This is a genomic window from Streptomyces sp. NPDC031479, assembly GCF_055581065.1.
Genome location: NZ_JBVIKC010000001.1, coordinates 127,813 through 149,246 on the forward strand (window position 1 = coordinate 127,813; position 21,434 = coordinate 149,246).

Consider the following 21,434-nt stretch of genomic DNA (forward strand, 5'->3'; position numbering starts at 1 on the left):
CTACCCCGCTGTAGTGGAAGTGGCCAGGAATGTCCCCCAGGGCCCTCTTGACAAGAGTGGTGTAAGCGATTGCAGATCACAAGGAGTGAGTTTTCAGATACTGATAGAGAACGAGAGGGTGCTCAACAGCGCGCCTACTTCACTCCGTAGCCGATCGACCGCAGAGAGCAATCGGTCCTGCTGGTGCAGGGGGAGAGAAATCGCCATGGTCGCGGCGGTGTCGCCGGCGGTGATCGGAATGGCCGCGCACACCGTGCCCAGGGAGTACTCCTGCCTCTCGGTCACGGGCTGCATCCGCTCCAGGGAGCCGATCCGTTCCTCCAGTGCGCTCATGTCCCGCACGGTGTAGGGCGTGATGCTCTCGACCGGATGGCGGTCGTAGTACTCCCTGCGCGTCTTCTCGTCGAGCTGGCCGAGCAGGCACTGCCCGATGGCGTGCGCGTGGCCGGTCTCGCGGAAGTCGGCCCACTCTTCGCAGGCCGGGCGCGCGGGAGTGTCCGATACGCCCACGACTTCGATCTCACCCTCACGGTAGACCGCGAAGTAGACGGGGGCCCCGACCACGTCACGGAAGTGCGCGAGCGAGTCGAGGATCATGCTGCGACGTTTCTGCTGAAGTCCACCGCCCGCCAGCCTGCCGGCCGCGGCGCCGAGGACGAACACACCGCCCTCCCGCCGCAGATAGCCCTCGTGGGTGAGCGTGCGCAACAGGTGGTACGCCGTGGGGAGCGGCAGCCCGGCTTCCCGCGCCAGTTGCTTCGCCGGGGCTCCCTCTCGATGGGATCCCGCCGCTTCCAGCAGCCTCAGCGCCCGCTGCACCGAACCGATCAGGGTCGGCACACCGACGTTGTGAACCGAAGCCAAAGCTCACCCCCAGGCGTGGCGGCGGGCTTCGGGGGAGCCCGCCTTGCGGGGGCCGCCCCCGCGTGCACCGTGACTCCTGGGGTTGTCGCCGGCGGCCGCTCGACGTGACCGCCTCTTCGAGCAGGGGTACGGGCTGCCCGTGCCCAGGAAACAGCACGGATTGTCACTCTAACCACCGGTTACCGGCGAGTGGGCGGTTTGCCCGGCACCGTTCCCCCGCCTGGGTCAATCGTGGTACCGCTCCCGGGTGGTGCGTCCTACCAGTCGCCCGCGGAGGACTTCGAACCGCTGCCCGTGAACTTCTTGACCATGAAGATCAGGCCACCGACGAGGGCGACGAAGAGCAGTGCCTTGAAGACGAAGGCGATCAGCGTGCCGATGATGGTGGTGATCACCCCGCCGAAGACGAAGATCGCCAGCAGCGGTACCGCGACCCACTTGACCCACCAGGGCATGCCCGCGAATGCCGCTCGGATGCCGTCCATGTCCCTACCTCTTCCTCGTCCGTGACTTCCTGCTCCGATGCTAGGAGCGCACGGCGCGGCGCGGGGGCCCGCGAGCCCTCGGAACCCCCTGATCCGCCCCCTAGGGGGACCGGGCCCGCGACCCTCAGCCGGCGGGCCGGTCAGCCCGCCGGTCCGGCGCCGTCAGGCCTCCGGCGGGGAGAAGACCACCATCACCTTCAACGGCTCGGTGATGTGGTGGAACCTGTGCGGCACCCCGGCCGGTACGTAGACGACGCTGCCGTTCGCGACCGTCGTGGTCTCCTCCCCCACCGTGATCGACGCCCGCCCGCTGACCACGAAGTAGACCTCGTCCTGCCGGTGCGGCTGCTGCGGATCGCTCTGGCCGGCGTCGAGGGCGTACAGCCCGACCGACATGTTGCGCTCCCGCAGGAACTGGAGGTACGCGCCGTCGTTGGCGGCCCGCTCCGCTTCGAGCTCGTCCAGCCTGAAGGCCTTCATCGTTGCCGTTCCCCTTGCCCTTGCTCGGTGGTGCCGTGGGATCCGCTGATCTGACGATGTCCCACCCGGTTCTTCTCTGCCACGATCAGACACATGACGAATTTCGTAGTCAAGACGCTGGCCAATGCGGCGGCCCTGGCGGTGGCCGTCTGGCTGCTCGCCGGGATCACCCTCGACGACGGCAGTTCCCTGGGGCGCCGCACGCTCTCGCTGATCCTGGTGGCCCTGGTCTTCGGCCTGGTCAACCTGATCGTCAAGCCCGTCGTGAAGCTGCTCTCGTTCCCGCTGTTCGTCCTCACGCTGGGCCTGTTCACCCTCGTCGTGAACGCGCTGATGCTGCTGCTGACCTCCTGGCTGGCGGACCTGCTCGACCTCAGTTTCCACGTCGACGGCTTCTGGACCGCCGTCGTCGGCGGGCTGATCATCTCCGTCGTCTCCTGGGCCGTGAACCTGGCCCTGCCCGACAAGAACTGACCGGGCCGCCCATGTACCGCGTCTGCTTCGTCTGCACCGGCAACATATGCCGATCCCCCATGGCCGAGTCGGTCTTCCGCTCCCACATCGCCGACGCCGGACTCGACTCCCTCGTCGAAGTGGACAGCGCCGGCACCGGAGGCTGGCACGAGGGCGACCGCGCCGATCCCCGCACCGTTGCCGTACTCGAAGCCGCCGGGTACGAACAGGACCACCGGGCACGGCAGTTCCGGTCCTCCTGGTTCGACCGCGTCGACCTGGTCATCGCCCTCGACGCCGGACACCTCCGCGACCTCCGCGACCTCGCGCCCACCCCGGAGGCCGCCGCCAAGGTCCGGCTGCTGCGCTCGTACGATCCCGCGGCCCCGGCCGCCCGGGACGGCGCGGCGGACGCGCTCGACGTGCCGGACCCCTACTACGGCTCCCTCGACGGCTTCGAGGAGTGCCTGGAACTGGTCGAGGCGGCGAGCCCGGGCCTGCTGGACGCCGTACGCGCGGCCGTGAAGGAGACCACCCCGTGAACACCCACCCCACCGGCTCGGACCACCCCGCCGACGCCGACGCCGACGCCGACCGGTACGCGGACGCCACCCGCGCCGTGCGCGCCGGGCTGCCCGAGCCCGTCAAGAACGAACCCACCCTCCCCGGACCCGTCTTCGCGGCGCACTTCCACCTCCCCGGCGAGGTGAGCGGCCCGTACACCTACGGCCGCGACACCAACCCCACCTGGACCCTGCTGGAACGGGCCATCGGCGAACTGGAGGCCCCCGGTCAGGACGGCGTGGACACCGTCGTCTTCGCCTCCGGCATGGCCGCCGTCTCCGCCGTCCTGCTCTCCCAGGCCCGCACCGGCGACACCGTCGTCCTGCCCGACGACGGCTACCAGGCCCTCCCCCTGGTCCGGGAGCAGCTCCAGGAGTACGGGATCCACGTGCGCACCGCCCCGACCGCCGAGGACGCGCAGCTCGCCGCCCTCGACGGCGCCCGGCTGCTGTGGATCGAGACCCCGTCCAACCCCGGGCTCGACGTGTGCGACGTACGCCGGCTCGTGGCGGCCGCGCACGCCGGCGGCACCCTGGTCGCCGTCGACAACACCCTGGCGACCCCCCTCGGCCAGCGCCCCCTGGAACTCGGCGCGGACTTCTCCGTCGCCAGCGGCACCAAGGGCCTCACCGGCCACGGCGACCTGCTCCTGGGCTACGTCGTCTGCCGTGACCCCGCACTGGCCGCGGGCATCCGCCGCTGGCGCAAGGTCGTCGGCGCGATCCCGGGCCCCATGGAGGCCTGGCTGGCCCACCGGTCCCTGGCCACCATCCAGTTGCGGGCCGAGCGCCAATGGGGCAACGCCCTGGCGGTCGCCGAGGCGCTGGCCGACCGTTCCGAGGTGACCGGGCTGCGCTACCCGGGCCTCCCCGCGGACCCGTCGCACAAGACGGCCGTCCGGCAGATGAGCGGCTTCGGCTCGGTCGTCTCCTTCACCCTGCCCGACCGCGCGTACGCGGAGCGCTTCATGAGCGCCCTGCGCCTGGTGGAGGACGCAACGAGTTTCGGCGGAGTACGGTCCACCGCGGAGCGGCGCGGACGCTGGGGCGGGGACGCCGTACCCGAGGGCTTCATCCGCTTCTCGGCGGGCGCCGAGGATCCCGGTGACCTGGTGGCCGATGTGCTCCGGGCCCTTGATTCCGCGGGTTCCGGGGGCTGACCGGACCGGGGAAAAGCGGTCCGAGCCTCCCCCCTGGTGGCTCGGACCGCCCGGGTTCCCTAGCAGAAGAACCACGCCATCAAGGCTAGTTGACTCAGCGTCAGAGTCCAATCACGGTAGCGACAGGGGCCTATCGGCATATTTATAGTTGAAGGCCCCCACCGAGAGGGGCCGACATGGACCTGGCCCTGCTGCGCACGTTCGTCGCCGTACACCGGGCCGGCTCGTTCACCCGGGCCGCCACGCTCCTCGGGCTGTCCCAGCCCGCCGTCACCTCACAGATCCGCACCCTCGAACGCCAGCTGGGCCGGCCCCTCTTCCACCGCCGGGCCCGCGGCGTCACGCCCACCGCCGTCGGTGACGAACTGGCCCACAAGGCGGCCCCGCACCTCGACGCCCTGTTGCGGATCACCGAGATCGAACGGGAGGCCACCGGCACCTCGCGCACCCTCCACCTGGCCGGTCCCCCCGAGTTCCTGTGCCTGCGGGTGCTCCCCGCCCTCGCGCCCCTGGTGGGGCAGGGGCAGAGCCTGCGCACCGCCCTCGCCCCCGACGCGCGGGAGACCCTCGACGGGCTGGCCTCCGGGCAGCACGACCTGGTCGTCACCCCCACCCGCCCGCGCGGCACGCTGTTCACCGCGAACGCCCTGTGCGACGAGGAACAGGTCCTGGTCGCGGCGCCCTACTGGGCCGCCCTCGTCGAGCGGGCCGAACTGCACGACACGGGGCCCGTCGCCCTCGACGGGATCCCGGTCGTCGAGGTCCACGAGAGCCTGCCGCTGGTCACCCGCTACTGGGCCGCCGTCTTCGACTCCGTCCCCGAGTGCGCCGCCACCGTGGTCGCGCCCGATCTGCGGGCCGTACTGGAATGCGTCCGGGCCGGCGCCGGTCTCGCCGTCCTGCCCCGCTACCTGTGCCAGGACGCCCTCGACCGCGGTGAGATCGTGGCGCTGCTGGAACCGGCCCTGCCGCCCCTGCGGACCTGGTTCCTCGTCGTACGGGCCGGCAGCCTGGCCCTCGCCCATCTCGCGCGCGCCCACGACCGCCTGCTGCGCGCGGCCTCGCACTGGTGAGCCGCCGGGTTTCGGACCGTGGCGCGTTTCAGGAGCCCGGTACTGGGCCACTCTTCTCCCATGACCGAACGCCCCGTGGTCAAACGCACCGCCCGCGCGATCCTGCTCGACGGTGACGACCTGATCCTCATCAAGCGCACCAAGCCCGGCGTCGACCCGTACTGGCTCACGCCGGGCGGGGGAGTGGAGTCCTCGGACGCCACCGTCGTCGACGCCCTCCACCGAGAGCTCCACGAAGAACTCGGCGCCAAGATCACCGATGTGGTGCCCTGTTTCGTCGACACCGTCGAGCACATCGCCTCCGGCGGGGTGACCGGCGTGAAGGTGCAGCACTTCTTCGTCTGCCACCTGGAGTCGATGGACCCGGGCCAACGGCACGGCCCCGAGATCGACGAGCCCGAGGGCGAGTACGAGATCGTCCGCGTGCCCTTCAGCCGGGTCGGCATCGCCGCGGTCCACCTGGTGCCGCTCTCGCTGCGCCACTACCTCGACGGCAACATCGAAGGGGTCCGCGCCATGCACGCCCCCGACCTGGGCTGACCTCGCCGGGGAAACGGGAAGGGGAGCGGGCGGGCGGGGGCCGCGACGGTGTCAGCCGGCCACGTCCGCCAGCTCCTCGACCGCGTCGTGGCGGATCCGCTCACCGGGGATCCCGATCCGCTTGAGCGCGTCCACACCACTGCGGATCATCGCGGGCGGTCCCGAGATGAAGGCGTCGTACGAGCTCCACGGCCCGTGTTCGCCGATGGCCTGCGGGAGCTGTCCCGCCAGCCCCTCGCCGATCACCGGGCGCACCGACAGCCACGGGTGGGAGCGCTGGAGACCCAGCAGGGTGTCCTTGTCGTAGAGGTCGTGGTCGCTGCGCGCCCCGAAGAAGACCTCCATCGGGCGCCGCTCACCGTGCCCGGCCACGTCCTCGATCAGAGCCTTGATCGGGGCGATGCCGGTTCCCCCGCCCAGGCACAGCATCCCGTTGTCGGTGCTGTGGTCCACCACCATCGACCCGGCCGGCGGCCCCAGCCGCAGGACGTCACCCGGCTGGGCATGGCGGACCAGGGCGTTGGAGACCCAGCCCGCCGGTACGGCCTTGACGTGGAAGGACAGCAGCCCGTCGGCTCGCGGGGCGGAGGCGAAGGAGTAGTGCCGCCACACCCGCGGCCACCACGGGGTCTCCAGGCTCGTGTACTGGCCCGCGAGGAAGGGGTACGGCTGGTCGGGGCGGACGGTCAGCACCGCGATGTCGGAGGTGCGCAGCTCGTGCGAAACCACCTCCGCGTGCCACCAGGCGGGCGCCTTGGTCTCGTCCTCGGCCGCCGCGTCGATCATGATCTGTGAGATGGCGGTGTAGGCGCGCACCCACGCCGCCTGTGTCTCCGGCCCCCATGTGCGTTCCGCGTACCGGGCCAGTGCCCCGATCAGGGCCTCTCCCACCGCCGGGTAGTGGCCGGCCATCGTGCCGTACTTGCGGTGCCCGGTGCCGAGCCGGCGCAGGTAGGGAGTCAGGACCGCCGGGTCGTCGATGTACTCGGCGGCGGTCAGCAGTGCCTTCAGCAGCCGGTCGCGCTGTACGTCCATGGCCGCGGGGAACATGCCCCGGACTTCCGGGTGCCCCGTGAACACCAGGGCGTAGAAGTACGAGGTCACCCGGTCGGCGACGGGTGCGATCTCGGTGAGGGTCCGGCGGATGAGCACGGCGTCCGGGGAGGGCTCGATCGCCCCGCCGCCCGAAGGTATCCGCCCCGTCGGTCTTGCCGATCTGGTGGGCGCAGCGTCCATGCGGTGCCTCGCTTCGAGCATCTCGGTCGGGTCTGCACGCGCCACGGCCTCGAATCCGTGGTTCCGGGTTTCACAGCGTGCCAGCCGACCGAGAGTGCGGCGGAGGAATGGGGAAAACCGCGTTCCGGGCCACTTTTCCCCTTAAGATGCATGGCCTCCGGGGCGCGTCGTCCCGAGGAGCCGGTATGCCTCGCGCAGGTCCCTGCCCTCGTAGACGTGGGTCGCCCGGCAGGCCAGGTGGGGCCTCGCGTTCACCGCCACCGACCGCGGGACGGCTTCGAAGAGGACCGCGTCGGTCATGGAATCCCCGTAGGCGACGCATTCGGCCCGGGTCACCCCGAAGCGCTCGCAGAGCCGGTCGGCGACGTCCACCTTGGCCTCTGGGGTCAGGATCCCGGTCACGTCGACGGGGCGGGTGAAGGGCACTTCCGGGTAGACCGATCCGTGAGCGGCGTGCGCACCCCACTCCAGCAGCAGCTCGACGAAGAACGAGGGGGACAGCGAGATCACCGCGCAGAGGTCGCCGCGCTCGGTGATCTCCTGCCAGACCTCCCGGATCCCCGAGATCCACGGGGACCCGTCGAAGGCCGCGCGGACGTGCGCGGGCGTCAGATCCGCCCACAGCCCGTGGGCGGCCACCGAGAACTCCTGCGGACCGATCTCCCGTGCCGAGAAAGCCCGCTCCAGCTCGGCGATCTCGGCCGACCTCCCGAGCTGGCGGGAGATCTCGACCGGTGCGGCCGATCCGTACATCAGCGTTCCGTCGAGATCAAAAAGGTGAAGCACCGTCATGGTCGTCGAGGCTAGCCGTTCCGTTCCCGCACCGGCTACCGCCGGGAGTCACCCCCGGTGAAACGCGGATCCGGCCGGCGGCGGGGGTGAATGTTTCACGTGAAACAGATCCTGGTTTCACGTGAAACATCGGCCTTGTTTCACGTGAAACATCGGCCCACCCGTCTCCTGAATCCCCTGGACTCCCCCCGAGTGGATGATCCACTCTGGGCCGGTGACACCACCACTCCTCACCGACCTGCCCATCCGTGCGCTCACCCCGGACGATCTCCGGCACTGCGCCGACCTGTCCGAGGACCGCGGCTGGCCCCGCGAAGACCACAAATGGGGACTGCTCCTCGCCGCCGGCAACGGATACGGCATCGACGCCCCCGACGGCCGCGGACTCGCCGCCGCCTGTGTCGTCACCCGCTACGGAGACACCCCGGCCAAGCCGGACCTCGCCGCGATCGGAATGGTGCTCGTCGCCGACCGGTACGCCCGCAAGGGCCTCGGGCGCCGGCTGATGGCCCACGTGTGCGACGACGTCCTCGTCGGTGTCCCGCTCACCCTGCACGCCACCCCCAACGGTCGCCCGCTCTACGAGGAGCTCGGCTTCGACACCACCGGACGGGCGGAGATGGTCCGGGGACCCTTCCGCCCCGAAGCCGGCGACCACGCCGCCGTCCCCGTCAGGCCGGCCACGGGCGAGGACCTCGCACGGATCGTCCGCCTGGACACCGAGGTGTTCGGCACCGACCGGACCCACATGATCGCGCGGCTGCCCGCCTTCGCCGACAAGGTTCTCGTCGCCGAGGACGGCGCCGGCGGCCTCATCGGCTACGCCGCCATCTGGCCCAACATGGACACGCATGTCATCGGCCCGCTGATCGCCCGCGACACCGCCACAGCCCGGGCCCTGGTCACCGCGCTGGCGGCCACCACCGAACGGCCCCTGCGCACGGACGTCGACGTGCGCCACGAGGAACTCCTCGCCTGGCTCAAGGAGCGCGGTCTGGAGTCCCTGGCCTTCAACGCCGTCATGACCCGGAACATCCCCGGCCTCCCCGGCGACTGGACCCGTCGCTGGGCCCCCCTCACCGTCGCCGCAGGCTGACGGAGAAAGGCTTCCACCATGACCGGAACCCCCGCGCTGACGATCCGACCCGCCACCGAGGAGGACCTGCCCGCCATCGTCGCCATGCTCGCCGACGACCCGCTGGGGGCCACCCGGGAGTCCCCGGAGGATCTGACCCCCTACGTCGCGGCCCTGAAGCAGCTGGCCGACGACGCCAACCAGCACGTCGTCGTCGCCGTCCGTGGCGAGCGGGTGGTGGGCACCCTCCAGCTGACGTTCGTCACCGGCCTGTCCCGCAAGGGCGCCACGCGCGCCATCGTCGAAGGGGTACGGGTCCACGCGGACGAACGCGGCAGCGGCCTCGGCACCCGGTTCATCGAATGGGCCATCGAGCGGTCGCGGCAGGAGAATTGCCAACTCGTCCAGCTCACCTCGGACGTGACGCGTACCGATGCGCACCGCTTCTACGAGCGGCTCGGCTTCACGGCCTCCCACGTGGGGTTCAAGCTCCAGCTCTGACCGGCTCCGGCAAAGGCCGGGCCGCTGTCGGCGGCCCGGCCTACGATCGGGAGGATGAGCACCGGCCTCCCCCTCGTCACCACCTCGGAACGTCGCCACCGGCTGGGTCGGCGGCATCGGCTGGCTCCATCGGCCCGAGCCGCCACCCCGAGCCAGGCGGCGGACGCCGTCGTCGCCCTGCACGCCACCGACGCCGCCACCGTCCACCTCTCCGCCCGCGCCCGCCTCACCGAAGGCGGACCCGCCGCGATCGAAGCCGCCCTGTACGAGGACGTCAGTCTCGTCCGGCTGCTCAGCATGAGGAACACCCTCTTCGCCGTCTCCACCGAACTCGCCCCCTACGTGGACGCGTCCTGCGCCCGGAGCATCGCGGCGAAGGAACGCCGGAACCTCCTCAAGCACCTCGCCGAGGACGGCCAGGGCCTCGGCGCCGACTGGCTGACCAGGACCGAGACCGCCGCCCTCGACGCCCTGGACACCCTGGGGCCCTCGACCGGCAGCCAGCTCTCCGCCGCCGTCCCCGCCCTCCGACAGAAGATCACCATCAACCGGGGCAAGAAGTACGAGGCCGAGACCGGGGTCGCCACCCGGGTGATCCGCGTGCTGGCCGCCGACGGCCGGATCCGCCGGGACCGGCCCCGCGGATCCTGGACCTCCAGCCAGTTCCGCTGGGTGCACACCCAGCCCTGGCCCGCCCTGCCCGCCGCCGAGGCCCGTGCCGAACTCGCCCGCCGCTGGCTGCACGCCTACGGACCGGCCACCGAGGCCGACCTCAAGTGGTGGACCGGCTGGACCCTCACCGACGTCCGCAAGGCCCTGGCGACCGTGGCCCCCGAGCAGGTCCGCCTGGACGACGGGGGCACGGCGCTCGTCCTGCCCGGCGACACCGCGGCCGAGCCCGAGCCGGAGGACTGGGTCGCGCTCCTGCCCGGTCTCGACCCCAGCGGCATGGGCTGGGCCGACCGGAGCTTCCACCTCGACCCCGCCCACCGTCCCGCCCTGTTCGACTACGCGGGCAACATCGGTCCGACCGTGTGGTGGAACGGGGAGATCGTCGGCGGCTGGGCCCAGCGGGCGGACGGGGAGATCGTCTGGCGGCTGCTGGCCGACCCCGGGCGGGAGGCCTCGGAGGCGATCACGGCCGAGGCCGCCCGGCTCGCCGAGTGGGTGGGCGACGCCCGCGTCACCCCACGGTTCCGCACCCCGCTGGAGCGCGAACTCACCGCCTGACCCCGTCAGGCGATGCCGCGCCAGCCCTGCGGGTCCACCCCGCCGGGCACCGGGGCCTCGGGGTCGTAGGGCTCTCGCGTGAACACGAACGACCCGAGGTCGAGGTGGCTCGGCGTACCGTCGTCCCGCCGGACGGCACGCAGGGTCTCCCCCGCGTAATAGCCCGTCAGGCCCGTCCAACTGCCGTCCGGTTCGCCGCGGAACCGGGCGGAGCGGCCGGTCACGCCGGCCGGGCCCAGCTCCAGCGAGCCGTCCGCACGCAGCCGCAGCACGTGCGCCGCGGTGCCCCAGTACCAGATTCCGGTCAGCTCCAGCGGCACCCGGTCCTCCTCCCGGAACGGCCTCCACGGCTCGGGGAAGCGCGGCTCCGCCTCCGCCACGATTCCGATCAGGTCCGTGGCCACCGTCGAAGCGGGCACCCCCGAGGTGCAGTTGGCCAGGACGACCGCCGTCAGGTCCTCCTCCTCGCTCAGCCACAACCCCGCCACGAATCCCGGCAGGGAACCACCGTGGCCGACGAGCCGGCGCCCGTCGCACACGTTCAGCTGGAGGCCCAGCCCGTAGCCGGCGTCGGCGCTGCCGGGGGCGGCGGGAGCAGCCGCGGCGCGCATCTCCCGTACGCTCTCCTCGCTCAGCACCCGCTCGTCACCCCGCAGCAGGAAGGCGGCGAACCGCGTGAGGTCCCCGGTCGTGGACCACAGCTGCCCGGCCGCGGCCATCACCCCGAGGTCCTCCGCGGGCTCGGGCATCATCAGGTCCGCCCACGGATGCACCGCCCAGCCGCCCGCGTGCGGGGCGCGCGCTTCGCCGCTCGTCCGGTCCAGCCCCAGCGGCTCCAGCACCTCGGCGCGCAGCACCTGCTCCCACGGCTTCCCGCGGAGCGCCTCGACGAGGGAACCCAGCAGCGTGTAACCGGGGTTCGAGTAGTGGAAGGCGCGTCCGGGGGCGTGCTTGAAGGGCTCCTCGCCGAGCACCTCGGCCAGCCCGGGCCGCAGTCCGGCGGACGAACGCTCCCACCACTGGCCGGGCGTCTCGGCCGCCAGTCCGCCGGTGTGGGCGAGCAGTTGGGCCACGGTCACCTCGTCGGCGCCGGTCCCGGGCAGGTGCCGGCCCAGCGGGTCCGAGAGGTCCAGCAGGCCCTCGTCACGCAGCCGCATCACCAGAACGGCCGTGAAGGTCTTGGTGATCGACCCGATCCGGTACTGCACGTCCCCGTCCGGGCCGTGGCCCTCGACCGAGGTCCGGGAGCCCTCCCAGACCACCTCTCCACCGCGCGAGACGGCCGCCACCAGGGACGGTGAGCGTCCCTCGCTCTGCGCGACGGCGAGCCGGTGCCTCAGCGCGCGCCGGGTGGAGGGGAGCAGTTCCAGATCTTCAGCAAGGGCGTCCATGGCCGGATGCTACGTGTTGGCCATGTCCACGAACCGCGAATAATGACCTTGGAAGGCCACCGTGATGGTGGCCGTCGGGCCGTTACGGTGCTTGGCCACGATCAGGTCCGCCTCGCCCGCGCGCGGGGACTCCTTCTCGTACGCGTCCTCACGGTGCAGCAGGATCACCATGTCGGCGTCCTGCTCGATGGAACCCGATTCACGCAGGTCGGAGACCATCGGCTTCTTGTCGGTGCGCTGTTCGGGACCACGGTTCAGCTGGGACAGCGCGATCACCGGCACCTCCAGCTCCTTGGCCAGCAGCTTGAGGTTTCGGGACATGTCCGAGACCTCCTGCTGGCGGCTCTCGGGCCGGCGGGAGCCGCCCGACTGCATCAGCTGGAGGTAGTCGATGACGACGAGCGAGAGGTCGTTGCGCTGCTTGAGCCGACGGCACTTGGCGCGGATCTCCATCATCGACAGGTTGGGCGAGTCGTCGATGTACAGCGGGGCGGCCGAGACGTCGGGCATCCGCCGGGCGAGCCGGGTCCAGTCGTCGTCGGTCATGGTGCCCGAGCGCATGTGGTGCAGCGCCACCCGGGCCTCGGCCGAGAGCAGGCGCATCGCGATCTCGTTGCGGCCCATTTCGAGGGAGAAGATGACGCTCGGCAGGTTGGCCTTGATGGAGCAGGCCCGCGCGAAGTCCAGCGCGAGCGTCGACTTGCCCATGGCGGGACGGGCGGCGATGACGATCATCTGGCCCGGGTGCAGGCCGTTGGTCAGGGAGTCGAGGTCGGTGAAGCCCGTGGGCACCCCGGACATCTGGCCGGAGCGCGAGCCGATCGCCTCGATCTCGTCGAGCGCGCCCTCCATGATGTCGCCGAGCGGGAGGTAGTCCTCGGAGGTCCGCTGCTCGGTGACGGCGTAGATCTCGGCCTGGGCGCTGTTGACGATCTCGTCGACGTCGCCGTCCGCCGCGTATCCCATCTGCGTGATCTTCGTACCGGCCGCGACCAGGCGGCGCAGGACGGCCCGCTCGTGGACGATCTCCGCGTAGTACTCGGCGTTCGCCGCGGTCGGCACCGACTGCACCAGGGTGTGCAGGTACGAGGCCCCGCCGACCTTGCTGATCTCTCCGCGCCGGGTGAGCTCCGCGCCGACCGTGATGGGGTCGGCCGGCTCGCCCTTGGCGTACAGGTCGAGGATGGCCTGGTAGATCGTCTCGTGCGAAGGGCGGTAGAAGTCGTGGCCCTTGAGGACCTCGACCACGTCGGCGATCGCGTCCTTGGAGAGCAGCATGCCACCGAGCACCGACTGCTCGGCGTCCAGGTCCTGCGGGGGGACGCGCTCGAAGCCGCCCCCGCCGCCGTCCCAGGAGCCGCCCTCGCGGCCCCGGTCCTGCTGTTCGTCCCCCCGGCCGCGGCCCTCGGCGTTACGGCGGGTACGGGCGGGCAGACGGTCACTGGGACCGCTGTCGGCCCAGGGGTCGTCCATGGGCTCGGGCATGCTCACCGGGCCGCCTCCTCCCGTCCGCTACGCGGACCTCGCCGTGTCACTCTTTCTACGACACGGCTCTGACATTTGGGACACCCGGATCGGCGTTCGGCGCGTCGGGCAACGCACAACGGTAGGGCCGCGGGCGGCGTCAGCCAATCTTGTTATCCACAGGCTGTGTGGATGAGATGTGGACGACGGAGCCAATGCTGTGGGTAACTCACCCGAAGCTGTGCACGGACCGGGGGACGGCGCTGTGGACAAAATCACCTGACCCACCCCTCCACCCCACCTGACCTGCATTTTCTCCTTCCGCAGGCTGTGGGGAAGAAAATTCTTGGCCACTGTCTCAAGATCGCCTCCAACGGGGTGTGAAGAACGCCCAAGTCAACGGGTTGGTAAGGATCCAAATAACCTTGCGTCCATTACCTGTGGAAGATTAGATTGAGCGCATGACACAGGCCCCCACCGCTGAGAAGGCTGCCCCGAGACGGCACGACCGCGAGATCCTCGCCCTCGCCGTCCCGGCCTTCGGCGCCCTCGTCGCCGAACCCCTCTTCGTGATGGCCGACAGTGCCATCGTGGGGCACCTCGGCACCCCCCAGCTGGCCGGCCTCGGCATCGCGGCCGCACTGCTCACCACGGCGGTGAGCGTCTTCGTCTTCCTCGCCTACGCCACCACCGCGGCCGTGGCCCGCAGGGTCGGCGCGGGCGACCTCCGGGCCGCCATCCGGCAGGGCATGGACGGCATCTGGCTCGCCCTGCTCCTCGGCGCGGCCGTGGTCGCCGCGGTCCTGCCCGGCGCACCCTGGCTCGTCTCGCTCTTCGGCGCCTCGGACACCGTCGCCCCGTACGCAGAAACGTATCTGCGCATATCCGCGCTCGGTATCCCCGCCATGCTCGTGGTGCTGGCCGCCACCGGCGTCATACGCGGCCTCCAGGACACCCGTACGCCCCTCTACGTGGCGATCGGCGGCTTCGCCCTCAACGGAGCCCTCAACGTGGCCCTGGTCTACGGCGCGGGCCTCGGCATCGGCGGCTCCGCATGGGGCACCGTCATCGCCCAGTGCGCCATGGCCGCCGCCTACCTCGTCGTGGTCGTCCGGGGCGCCCGCCGCCACCGGGCCTCACTGCGCCCCGACGCGGCCGGCATCCGCGCCTGCGCCCAGGCGGGCGTGCCGCTGCTGGTCCGCACCCTGTCCCTGCGCGCCATCCTGATGATCGCGACTGCCGTGGCGGCGCGGCTGGGGGACGCCGACATCGCCGCCCACCAGATCCTGCTGTCCCTGTGGAGCCTGCTCGCCTTCGCCCTGGACGCCATCGCGATCGCCGGGCAGGCCATCATCGGCCGCTACCTGGGCGCAGGGGACAGCGCGGGCGCCAAGGCCGTGTGCCGCCGCATGGTCCAGTGGGGCATCGGCGCGGGCCTCGTCCTGGGCCTGCTGGTCGTCCTGGCCCGCCCGGTGTTCATCCCGCTCTTCACCGGCGACCCCGCGGTCGAGGACGCCCTGCTGCCCGGCCTGCTCGTCGTGGCGCTGGCCCAACCGGTCTGCGGGATCGTCTTCGTCCTCGACGGGGTGCTGATGGGCGCCGGCGACGGCCGCTACCTCGCCGGGGCGATGCTGCTGACCCTCGCCGTCTTCGCGCCGGCCGCCCTGCTCGTCCCGGCCCTCGGTGGGGGCCTGACCGCCCTGTGGTGGGCCATGACCCTGATGATGCTGGTCCGGATGGTCACCCTCCAACTGCGTGCCCGCTCCGGCCGGTGGCTGGTCATCGGAGCCACCCGCTGACCGGAGGGCACTCCGTCACGGAGACCTACGCCGATGCCCAGCCGCCCCCTGGTCGTGTTTCACGTGAAACACGACCAGGGGGCGGCTCGTTTCACGTGAAACACCGCTACGGAGCCACCCGGACATGACGAAGGGCCGCACCCCGGAGGGTGCGGCCCTTCATTCGCTGCCTCAGGCGGCGACGACCTCGACGCCCACGTTCGCGACGACCTCAGCGTGCAGACGCACGGAGACCTGGTGCGAACCGAGGGTCTTGATCGGGGAGCCCAGCTCCACGCGACGCTTGTCGACCTTCGGGCCACCGGACGCCTCGATCGCCGTGGCGATGTCGGCCGGGGTGACGGAACCGAAGAGACGGCCGGCGTCACCCGCGCGGGTGGCCAGACGGACCTTCACGCCCTCGAGCTTGGCCTTGACCTCGTTGGCCTGCTCGATGGTCGCGATCTCGTGGATCTTGCGGGCGCGGCGGATCTGCGCCACGTCCTTCTCGCCACCCTTGGTCCAGCGGATCGCGAAGTTCCGCGGGACCAGGTAGTTGCGAGCGTAACCGTCCTTGACGTCGACGACATCGCCGGCGGCACCGAGGCCAGAAACCTCGTGGGTCAGGATGATCTTCATTAGTCGGTCACCCTTTCCTTATCGCGCGGTGGACGTGTAGGGCAGCAGCGCCATCTCACGGCTGTTCTTCACGGCCGTGGCGACGTCACGCTGGTGCTGCGTGCAGTTGCCGGTAACGCGGCGGGCACGGATCTTGCCGCGGTCGGAAATGAACTTCCGCAGCATGTTCGTGTCCTTGTAGTCCACGTACGCGGTCTTGTCCTTGCAGAACGCGCAGACCTTCTTCTTAGGCTTGCGCACAGGCGGCTTCGCCATTGTGTCTCTCCTGTGTGATCAAGAAGTGGGGATGGAGCTGCCCTTAGAAGGGCGGCTCGTCCGAGTAGCCACCGCCGGAGCCGCCGGAGCTTCCGCCCCAGCCGCCCCCGCCGCCGCCCTGCTGCTGGCCACCGGCCGGCGCGCTGGACGCCCACGGGTCGTCGGAGGGAGCTCCGCCGCCCTGCGGGGCGCCACCGCTGGGGGCTCCGCCCCAGCCGCCGCCACCCTGCTGCTGACCGCCGCCGCCGTATCCACCCTGGCCACCGCGACCGGTGGTCTTGGCGACCTTGGCCGTGGCGTTCTTCAGGCTGGGGCCGACTTCCTCGACGTCCAGCTCGTAGACCGTGCGCTTGACACCCTCACGGTCCTCGTACGACCGCTGCCTCAGCCGGCCCTGCACGATGACGCGCATGCCCCGCTGAAGGGACTCGGCGACGTTCTCGGCCGCCTGCCGCCACACCGAGCAGGTCAGGAACAGGCTCTCGCCGTCCTTCCACTCGTTGGTCTGACGGTCGAAGGTGCGGGGGGTGGACGCGACACGGAACTTCGCGACCGCCGCACCCGAGGGGGTGAAGCGCAGCTCGGGGTCGTCGACGAGATTGCCGACGACCGTGATGACGGTCTCGCCTGCCATGGATGAACCTCTCGGCGGGGATTGCTGCTGGGCTGCTGTGCTACTCGGTCCCGATTACCGCTGAACCGAAGTTCAGTGGGTCTCGGGGCGAAGGACCTTGGTCCGGAGAACCGACTCGTTCAGGTTCATCTGGCGGTCGAGCTCCTTGACGACCGCAGGCTCGGCCTGCAGGTCGAGGACCGAGTAGATGCCCTCGGGCTTCTTCTTGATCTCGTAAGCGAGACGACGACGGCCCCAGGTGTCGACCTTCTCGACCTTTCCGTTGCCCTCACGGACGACGGAGAGGAAGTTCTCGATCAGGGGGGCGACAGCGCGCTCCTCCAGATCGGGGTCGAGGATGACCATCACTTCGTAGTGACGCATGTGGAACCCACCTCCTTTGGACTCAGCGGCCACGGTCGTTCCGTGGCAGGAGGGTCGTGATGCGTGCCGCACGGTGTCCGAGAGCAGACACCGCGCAGACCGTACAGACTACCCCGTCGACTCCTTCCGGTTGAAATCCGGCAGGAGAGGTCCACAATCTGTAAGCACCGGGTGTGCACGGTGCTATGTCCTCCGGCTCCGCCGGGGGCGGCCCCGCAGCACCGCTCTGCTGCAGCCAGGAGGTGCCTTCCGATGGCACAGGCAATGCGACGCCAGTCCTCCCAGTCGATCTCCCTCTTCTCGACCGACGGCAAGCCCCACCCGCTCCAGGACACCCTGGTGGCGGTCACCCTGGTCCTCGGCGCCGTGGCGTTCGTCACTGCGTTCTTCCACAATCTGCACCTGCTCACCTCCTGGACCGGGCTGGTCGGGATCGCGACCGGGCTGTACGGACAGTTCATCTCCGCCACGACACGCGAGCGCTTCGCACTGATCATCGGCCTTGGCGCGTCTGCCATCGGCTTCTTCCTCGGCATGGCCCACGGGGGCCTCTTCGGCGGCTGGCTGGGCTGACCGGGGGACCTCCGCGACGGGGCGCCGGCCTCACGCCGGCCCGGGCTACGGCCCGTCCCCCAGATGGGTGGCGCCCCTGTCGCAGTAGGCTTCGCGCCATAGCCAGCGAAGCCGCCGGAGGAGACACCCCGCATGAGCCTGTCCCTGAGCACCATCAGCCGAGAGCAGCATCTGGCCTACCTCCAGAGCCTGCCCTCGGCTAGCCACTGCCAGGTCCCGGCATGGGCCGACGTCAAGAACGAGTGGCGCTCGGAGAACCTCGGATGGTTCGACAAGTCCGGTGAACTCGTCGGTGCCGCGCTGGTGTTGTACCGCCAGCTGCCCAAGGTGAAGCGGTACCTCGCGTACCTCCCCGAGGGCCCGGTCATCAACTGGTACGCACCGAATCTGGAGGAATGGCTCCAGCCGATGCTGGCGCACCTGAAGAACCAGGGCGCCTTCACGGTGAAGATGGGCCCTCCGGTCGTCATCCGCCGTTGGAACTCCGCCGCCATCAAGGCCGGAATCCAGGACCCGGACGTCAAGCGCCTGCGTGACGTGGAGGCCTCGGTCATCGAGCCCCGCGCCTTCGAGGTGTCCGACAAGCTGCGCCGCATGGGCTGGCAGCAGGCCGAGGACGGCGGCGCCGGCTTCGGTGACGTCCAGCCCCGCTACGTCTTCCAGGTGCCGCTGGCGAACCGTTCGCTGGACGATGTCCTCAAGGGCTTCAACCAGCTGTGGCGCCGCAACATCAAGAAGGCCGAGAAGGCCGGCGTCGAGGTCGTCCAGGGCGGCTACGAGGACCTGCCGACCTGGCAGTACCTCTACGAGATCACCGCCGAGCGCGACAAGTTCCGCCCGCGCCCGCTCAGTTACTTCCAGCGCCAGTGGACGGCCCTCAACTCCGAGGACCCCAACCGGATGCGGCTGTACATCGCCAAGCACGAGGGGGAGCCGCTGGCCGCCGCCACGATGCTCACCGTCGGCCAGCACGTCTGGTACTCGTACGGCGCCTCCGCCAACCACAAGCGTGAGGTCCGGCCCTCGAACGCGATGCAGTGGCGCATGCTGCGCGACTCGTACGCGCTCGGCGCGAGCATCTACGACCTGCGCGGCATCAGCGACACGCTGGACGAGAACGACCACCTGTTCGGCCTGATCCAGTTCAAGGTCGGCACGGGCGGCGAGGCCGTCGAGTACGTCGGCGAGTGGGACTTCCCGCTCAACAAGATGCTGCACAAGGCGCTCGACATCTACATGTCGCGCCGCTGACCCCGCCGCATCCACACACCGCACCCGCTGCACCACGCAGCTTTCCAGAGAGGCTCCGGACGGGCATGGCGCTCACGCTCTACGTCGACACCGCGCGCTGGCGTGCGCACCAGAAGCAGATCACCGATCAGTTCCCCGGGCTGATCCCCGTCTGCAAGGGCAACGGCTACGGCTTCGGCCACGAGCGGCTGTGCGAGGAGGCGACCCGCATGGGCGCCGACATCCTGGCCGTCGGAACGACGTACGAGGCCGCCAGCATCAAGGACCACTTCGGTGGCGACCTGCTCGTCCTCACCCCGTTCCGGCGGGGTGAGGAGCCTGTTCCGCTGCCGGACCGGGTGATCCGTTCGGTCTCCTCGGTGGACGGGGTCCGCGGTCTGGTCGGCGCCCGCGTGGTCATCGAGTGCATGAGCTCGATGCGCCGCCACGGCATCTCCGAGCAGGACCTGGGCCTGCTGCAGTCGGCGATCGAGGACGTCCGGCTGGAGGGCTTCGCCCTGCACCTGCCCCTGGACCGCCCCGACGGCTCGGACGCCGTCGAGGAGGTCATCGGCTGGATGGACCGGCTGCGCGCGGCCCGGCTGCCGCTGCACACCATGTTCGTCAGCCACCTGCGGGCCGAGGAGCTGGGGCGGCTCCAGCAGCAGTTCCCGCAGACCCGCTTCCGGGCCCGGATCGGCACCCGGCTCTGGCTGGGCGACCACGAGGCCACCCAGTACCGCGGCGCGGTCCTGGACGTCACGCGGGTGGCCAAGGGCGACCGGTTCGGCTACCGGCAGCAGAAGGCCGCATCCGACGGCTGGCTGGTCGTGGTCGCGGGCGGCACCTCGCACGGGGTGGGCCTGGAGGCCCCCAAGGCCCTGCACGGGATGATGCCGCGCGCCAAGGGCGTCGCCCGGGCCGGCCTGGCCACCGTCAACCGGAACCTTTCGCCCTTCGTGTGGGCGGGCAAGCAGCGCTGGTTCGCCGAGCCCCCGCACATGCAGGTGTCGATCCTGTTCGTGCCCTCGGACGCGACCGAGCCGAAGGTCGGCGACGAGCTGGTGGCGCACCTGCGGCACACCACGACGCAGTTCGACCGGGCGCTCGACGCCTGATCCGCGCTGAGCGGTCCGGCCGGTGCGGCCGGACCGCTCAGTGCCCGGGGTCCGCGCCCCAGTCGACCCGCTGTCCCTCGGAAGGCGCCGCGTACTGCGGCGCCTTCGCCCTGTCGGAGAGCACGAACGCGTCCTCGGCGCCGTCCAGGACGCCTCCGGAGGGGTCGTCCGAGCCGTCGCGCCGCACGACGTCCCGCTCGGGCAGCAGGATGTCCCGTACGACGACGGCGCACAGGTAGAGCGTGGCCAGCAGGTGGGCGACGATCGCCAGCTGGTACCCCTCCACCGGCAGGCCCTGGTGCTTGTCCCCACTGGTCGTGTAGGCCAGGTAGAACCAGATCCCGAGGAAGTACACGATCTCGCCGGCCTGCCAGATCAGGAAGTCCCGCCAGCGGGGCCGCGCCAGCGCGGCGAGCGGGATCAGCCACAGCACGTACTGCGGCGAGTAGACCTTGTTGGCCAGGACGAAGGCGGCGACGACCAGGAACGCCAGCTGGGCGAAGCGGGGCCGCCTGGGGGCCGTCAGGGTGAGCAGCCCGATCGCCAGGCACAGCAGCAGGGTCAGCCCGGTCGCGTAGGTGTTGGCCCCCTCCAGCGGGTTTCCGGTGCGCTGGGAGATCAGCAGCCACACGGAGCCGAAGTCGATGGGCCGTTCCTGGCTGAAGACGTAGAACCGCTTCCAGCCGTCCCAGGCGAAGTACATGACGGGGCCGTTCACCACGAGCCAGGAGACGACCGCGCCCAGGGCGGCGGCTCCGAAGGCGCGCCACTTCCCGGCGCGCCAGCACAGTACGAACAGCGCCCCGAGCAACAGCACCGGATAGAGCTTGGCCGCCGTCGCGAGGCCGATGAGGACACCGGCGAGCAACGGGCGGCTGCGCGACCACATCAGCATCGCGACGGCGGCCAGGGCGACGGCCGGCAGGTCCCAGTTGACGGTCGCGTTGAGGGCGAGCGCCGGGGCCAGGGCGACGAGCAGGGCGTCCCAGGGGCGGCGGCGGTGGGTGCGGGCGACGCACACGGCGATCACCGCCGCGCAGGCCATCAGCATGCCGGCGTTGACCATCCAGTACATCTGCTCGCGGTGCTGGACGGCTCCCGACGAGGGCGTCAGCCACGCGGCGACCTGCATGAAGGCACCGGTGAGCACCGGGTACTCCAGGTACTGCATGCCGCCGTACTTCGGGTCGACCGCGACGTCGGGGAAGCGGTCGAAGTAGGGCACGAGGCCGTCGGCGAAGCCGCGGGCCGAGTACAGGTGCGGGATGTCGGAGTAGCAGGCGTGCGTGTACTGCGAGCCCGCTCCCCGGAACCACGCCCAGTCGTAGCAGGGCAGCTTCTGCGCCATGCCGAGCGCGAACATGCCGATGACGACGAGGACCACCACGCGGACCGGTCCCAGCCAGTGGCCGCCGATCCGTGCGCGGCGGCCGATGGGGCCGCCGATGAGCTCGCTGCCGGCGGCGGCGACCTCGTCCTGCTGGGTGGGCAGTACGGGCCGGTCCTCGTGCACCTTGGTCATGCGCTCATCCTGCCG

Annotated in this window: 24 protein-coding genes; 12 read left to right on the top strand and 12 right to left on the bottom strand. The window is 70.7% G+C overall.

What is annotated here, in order from left to right:
• Positions 1 to 93: 93 nt before the first annotated feature.
• The 3 genes from ACZ5D2_RS00630 to ACZ5D2_RS00640 form a co-directional block, all read right to left on the bottom strand.
• A complete protein-coding gene (locus ACZ5D2_RS00630) occupies positions 94 to 831 on the bottom strand; it encodes an IclR family transcriptional regulator (RefSeq protein ID WP_371681215.1) in 738 nt (245 codons plus the stop codon).
• Between the two features lie 290 nt (positions 832 to 1,121).
• Positions 1,122 to 1,340 (bottom strand): DUF5326 family protein, encoded by a 219-nt coding sequence (locus ACZ5D2_RS00635; RefSeq protein WP_371681216.1) that lies wholly within the window; start codon positions 1,338 to 1,340, stop codon positions 1,122 to 1,124.
• A gap of 171 nt (positions 1,341 to 1,511) precedes the next feature.
• Complete coding sequence (locus ACZ5D2_RS00640; protein ID WP_468926195.1) at positions 1,512 to 1,829, bottom strand: cupin domain-containing protein; 318 nt, start codon at positions 1,827 to 1,829, stop codon at positions 1,512 to 1,514.
• Positions 1,830 to 1,922: 93 nt separating this feature from the next.
• On the opposite strand from ACZ5D2_RS00640, the gene ACZ5D2_RS00645 reads away from it, so the two are divergent.
• The 5 genes from ACZ5D2_RS00645 to ACZ5D2_RS00665 all read left to right on the top strand — a co-directional run bounded on the left by ACZ5D2_RS00645 (position 1,923) and on the right by ACZ5D2_RS00665 (position 5,618).
• Positions 1,923 to 2,303, top strand: coding sequence for a phage holin family protein (locus tag ACZ5D2_RS00645; RefSeq protein WP_266840372.1), 381 nt, complete (start codon positions 1,923 to 1,925; stop codon positions 2,301 to 2,303).
• An 11-nt stretch (positions 2,304 to 2,314) separates the two neighbouring features.
• The gene (locus tag ACZ5D2_RS00650; RefSeq protein WP_371677613.1) at positions 2,315 to 2,824 is read left to right on the top strand and encodes a low molecular weight protein-tyrosine-phosphatase; all 510 of its coding nucleotides are present in this window, start codon (positions 2,315 to 2,317) and stop codon (positions 2,822 to 2,824) included.
• 77 nt (positions 2,825 to 2,901) lie between these two features.
• Positions 2,902 to 4,005 (top strand): cystathionine gamma-lyase, encoded by a 1,104-nt coding sequence (locus tag ACZ5D2_RS00655; RefSeq protein ID WP_468926685.1) that lies wholly within the window; start codon positions 2,902 to 2,904, stop codon positions 4,003 to 4,005.
• Between the two features lie 176 nt (positions 4,006 to 4,181).
• Positions 4,182 to 5,078: a LysR family transcriptional regulator gene (locus tag ACZ5D2_RS00660; RefSeq protein WP_371677615.1), complete on the top strand. Its 897-nt coding sequence runs from the start codon at positions 4,182 to 4,184 to the stop codon at positions 5,076 to 5,078.
• Between the two features lie 60 nt (positions 5,079 to 5,138).
• The gene (locus ACZ5D2_RS00665; protein ID WP_266840365.1) at positions 5,139 to 5,618 is read left to right on the top strand and encodes an NUDIX domain-containing protein; all 480 of its coding nucleotides are present in this window, start codon (positions 5,139 to 5,141) and stop codon (positions 5,616 to 5,618) included.
• A gap of 51 nt (positions 5,619 to 5,669) precedes the next feature.
• Here ACZ5D2_RS00665 and ACZ5D2_RS00670 read toward each other — a convergent pair whose 3' ends face one another.
• Positions 5,670 to 6,770 carry a globin domain-containing protein gene (locus ACZ5D2_RS00670; RefSeq protein WP_371677616.1) on the bottom strand — a complete coding sequence of 367 codons (1,101 nt, stop codon included), beginning with the start codon at positions 6,768 to 6,770 and terminating at the stop codon, positions 5,670 to 5,672.
• 225 nt (positions 6,771 to 6,995) lie between these two features.
• On the bottom strand, positions 6,996 to 7,646 hold the full coding sequence (locus ACZ5D2_RS00675; RefSeq protein ID WP_468926202.1) for an HAD family hydrolase: 651 nt from the start codon (positions 7,644 to 7,646) through the stop codon (positions 6,996 to 6,998).
• 214 nt (positions 7,647 to 7,860) lie between these two features.
• Between ACZ5D2_RS00675 and ACZ5D2_RS00680 the strand changes: the two genes are divergently transcribed.
• The 3 genes from ACZ5D2_RS00680 to ACZ5D2_RS00690 are packed head-to-tail and all read left to right on the top strand — an operon-like array spanning position 7,861 to position 10,452.
• Positions 7,861 to 8,742, top strand: a complete 882-nt coding sequence (locus ACZ5D2_RS00680) for a GNAT family N-acetyltransferase (RefSeq protein ID WP_371677618.1) — start codon at positions 7,861 to 7,863, stop codon at positions 8,740 to 8,742.
• An 18-nt stretch (positions 8,743 to 8,760) separates the two neighbouring features.
• Positions 8,761 to 9,222: a GNAT family N-acetyltransferase gene (locus ACZ5D2_RS00685; protein WP_371677619.1), complete on the top strand. Its 462-nt coding sequence runs from the start codon at positions 8,761 to 8,763 to the stop codon at positions 9,220 to 9,222.
• Between the two features lie 54 nt (positions 9,223 to 9,276).
• Entirely contained in the window at positions 9,277 to 10,452 is a 1,176-nt protein-coding gene (locus tag ACZ5D2_RS00690; protein WP_371677620.1) for a winged helix DNA-binding domain-containing protein, read from the top strand.
• Positions 10,453 to 10,457: 5 nt separating this feature from the next.
• Here the strand turns inward: ACZ5D2_RS00690 and ACZ5D2_RS00695 are convergent, their stop codons facing one another.
• Together ACZ5D2_RS00695 and dnaB are read right to left on the bottom strand one after the other, a co-directional pair.
• Positions 10,458 to 11,843, bottom strand: coding sequence for a serine hydrolase domain-containing protein (locus tag ACZ5D2_RS00695; RefSeq protein WP_468926206.1), 1,386 nt, complete (start codon positions 11,841 to 11,843; stop codon positions 10,458 to 10,460).
• A 9-nt stretch (positions 11,844 to 11,852) separates the two neighbouring features.
• Positions 11,853 to 13,316 (bottom strand): replicative DNA helicase, encoded by a 1,464-nt coding sequence (dnaB, locus tag ACZ5D2_RS00700; protein ID WP_266841760.1) that lies wholly within the window; start codon positions 13,314 to 13,316, stop codon positions 11,853 to 11,855.
• Between the two features lie 452 nt (positions 13,317 to 13,768).
• Here dnaB and ACZ5D2_RS00705 point away from each other — a divergent pair, with 452 nt between their 5' ends.
• Positions 13,769 to 15,106 carry an MATE family efflux transporter gene (locus ACZ5D2_RS00705; protein ID WP_468926209.1) on the top strand — a complete coding sequence of 446 codons (1,338 nt, stop codon included), beginning with the start codon at positions 13,769 to 13,771 and terminating at the stop codon, positions 15,104 to 15,106.
• A 171-nt stretch (positions 15,107 to 15,277) separates the two neighbouring features.
• On the opposite strand, the gene rplI is transcribed toward ACZ5D2_RS00705, so the two are convergent.
• The 4 genes from rplI to rpsF all read right to left on the bottom strand — a co-directional run bounded on the left by rplI (position 15,278) and on the right by rpsF (position 16,976).
• Positions 15,278 to 15,724 (bottom strand): 50S ribosomal protein L9, encoded by a 447-nt coding sequence (gene rplI, locus ACZ5D2_RS00710; protein WP_371677623.1) that lies wholly within the window; start codon positions 15,722 to 15,724, stop codon positions 15,278 to 15,280.
• Positions 15,725 to 15,742: 18 nt separating this feature from the next.
• The gene (rpsR, locus tag ACZ5D2_RS00715; protein WP_005315025.1) at positions 15,743 to 15,979 is read right to left on the bottom strand and encodes a 30S ribosomal protein S18; all 237 of its coding nucleotides are present in this window, start codon (positions 15,977 to 15,979) and stop codon (positions 15,743 to 15,745) included.
• Positions 15,980 to 16,022: 43 nt separating this feature from the next.
• Positions 16,023 to 16,613 carry a single-stranded DNA-binding protein gene (locus ACZ5D2_RS00720; RefSeq protein ID WP_030225236.1) on the bottom strand — a complete coding sequence of 197 codons (591 nt, stop codon included), beginning with the start codon at positions 16,611 to 16,613 and terminating at the stop codon, positions 16,023 to 16,025.
• Between the two features lie 72 nt (positions 16,614 to 16,685).
• Positions 16,686 to 16,976: a 30S ribosomal protein S6 gene (rpsF, locus tag ACZ5D2_RS00725; RefSeq protein ID WP_007265254.1), complete on the bottom strand. Its 291-nt coding sequence runs from the start codon at positions 16,974 to 16,976 to the stop codon at positions 16,686 to 16,688.
• 252 nt (positions 16,977 to 17,228) lie between these two features.
• On the opposite strand from rpsF, the gene ACZ5D2_RS00730 reads away from it, so the two are divergent.
• From ACZ5D2_RS00730 to ACZ5D2_RS00740, 3 genes are all read left to right on the top strand, one after another.
• Positions 17,229 to 17,549: a hypothetical protein gene (locus ACZ5D2_RS00730; RefSeq protein ID WP_468926213.1), complete on the top strand. Its 321-nt coding sequence runs from the start codon at positions 17,229 to 17,231 to the stop codon at positions 17,547 to 17,549.
• Positions 17,550 to 17,681: 132 nt separating this feature from the next.
• Positions 17,682 to 18,800 (top strand): lipid II:glycine glycyltransferase FemX, encoded by a 1,119-nt coding sequence (locus ACZ5D2_RS00735; protein WP_266840346.1) that lies wholly within the window; start codon positions 17,682 to 17,684, stop codon positions 18,798 to 18,800.
• A gap of 65 nt (positions 18,801 to 18,865) precedes the next feature.
• The gene (locus ACZ5D2_RS00740) at positions 18,866 to 19,897 is read left to right on the top strand and encodes an alanine racemase (protein ID WP_266840345.1); all 1,032 of its coding nucleotides are present in this window, start codon (positions 18,866 to 18,868) and stop codon (positions 19,895 to 19,897) included.
• 37 nt (positions 19,898 to 19,934) lie between these two features.
• Here ACZ5D2_RS00740 and ACZ5D2_RS00745 read toward each other — a convergent pair whose 3' ends face one another.
• Positions 19,935 to 21,419, bottom strand: coding sequence for a glycosyltransferase family 87 protein (locus ACZ5D2_RS00745; protein ID WP_371677624.1), 1,485 nt, complete (start codon positions 21,417 to 21,419; stop codon positions 19,935 to 19,937).
• Between the last annotated feature and the right edge of the window lie 15 nt (positions 21,420 to 21,434).

Coding starts and splice junctions, on each gene's coding strand:
- ACZ5D2_RS00665 (WP_266840365.1), top strand. CDS start 5,139: ATGACCGAACGCCCCGTGGTCAAACGCACCGCCCGCGCGATCCTGCTC.
- ACZ5D2_RS00705 (WP_468926209.1), top strand. CDS start 13,769: ATGACACAGGCCCCCACCGCTGAGAAGGCTGCCCCGAGACGGCACGAC.
- ACZ5D2_RS00690 (WP_371677620.1), top strand. CDS start 9,277: ATGAGCACCGGCCTCCCCCTCGTCACCACCTCGGAACGTCGCCACCGG.
- ACZ5D2_RS00695 (WP_468926206.1), bottom strand. CDS start 11,843: ATGGACGCCCTTGCTGAAGATCTGGAACTGCTCCCCTCCACCCGGCGC.
- ACZ5D2_RS00685 (WP_371677619.1), top strand. CDS start 8,761: ATGACCGGAACCCCCGCGCTGACGATCCGACCCGCCACCGAGGAGGAC.
- ACZ5D2_RS00735 (WP_266840346.1), top strand. CDS start 17,682: ATGAGCCTGTCCCTGAGCACCATCAGCCGAGAGCAGCATCTGGCCTAC.
- rpsR (WP_005315025.1), bottom strand. CDS start 15,979: ATGGCGAAGCCGCCTGTGCGCAAGCCTAAGAAGAAGGTCTGCGCGTTC.
- rpsF (WP_007265254.1), bottom strand. CDS start 16,976: ATGCGTCACTACGAAGTGATGGTCATCCTCGACCCCGATCTGGAGGAG.
- ACZ5D2_RS00675 (WP_468926202.1), bottom strand. CDS start 7,646: ATGACGGTGCTTCACCTTTTTGATCTCGACGGAACGCTGATGTACGGA.
- rplI (WP_371677623.1), bottom strand. CDS start 15,724: ATGAAGATCATCCTGACCCACGAGGTTTCTGGCCTCGGTGCCGCCGGC.
- ACZ5D2_RS00745 (WP_371677624.1), bottom strand. CDS start 21,419: ATGACCAAGGTGCACGAGGACCGGCCCGTACTGCCCACCCAGCAGGAC.
- ACZ5D2_RS00660 (WP_371677615.1), top strand. CDS start 4,182: ATGGACCTGGCCCTGCTGCGCACGTTCGTCGCCGTACACCGGGCCGGC.
- dnaB (WP_266841760.1), bottom strand. CDS start 13,316: ATGGACGACCCCTGGGCCGACAGCGGTCCCAGTGACCGTCTGCCCGCC.
- ACZ5D2_RS00645 (WP_266840372.1), top strand. CDS start 1,923: ATGACGAATTTCGTAGTCAAGACGCTGGCCAATGCGGCGGCCCTGGCG.
- ACZ5D2_RS00720 (WP_030225236.1), bottom strand. CDS start 16,613: ATGGCAGGCGAGACCGTCATCACGGTCGTCGGCAATCTCGTCGACGAC.
- ACZ5D2_RS00650 (WP_371677613.1), top strand. CDS start 2,315: ATGTACCGCGTCTGCTTCGTCTGCACCGGCAACATATGCCGATCCCCC.
- ACZ5D2_RS00730 (WP_468926213.1), top strand. CDS start 17,229: ATGGCACAGGCAATGCGACGCCAGTCCTCCCAGTCGATCTCCCTCTTC.
- ACZ5D2_RS00640 (WP_468926195.1), bottom strand. CDS start 1,829: ATGAAGGCCTTCAGGCTGGACGAGCTCGAAGCGGAGCGGGCCGCCAAC.
- ACZ5D2_RS00740 (WP_266840345.1), top strand. CDS start 18,866: ATGGCGCTCACGCTCTACGTCGACACCGCGCGCTGGCGTGCGCACCAG.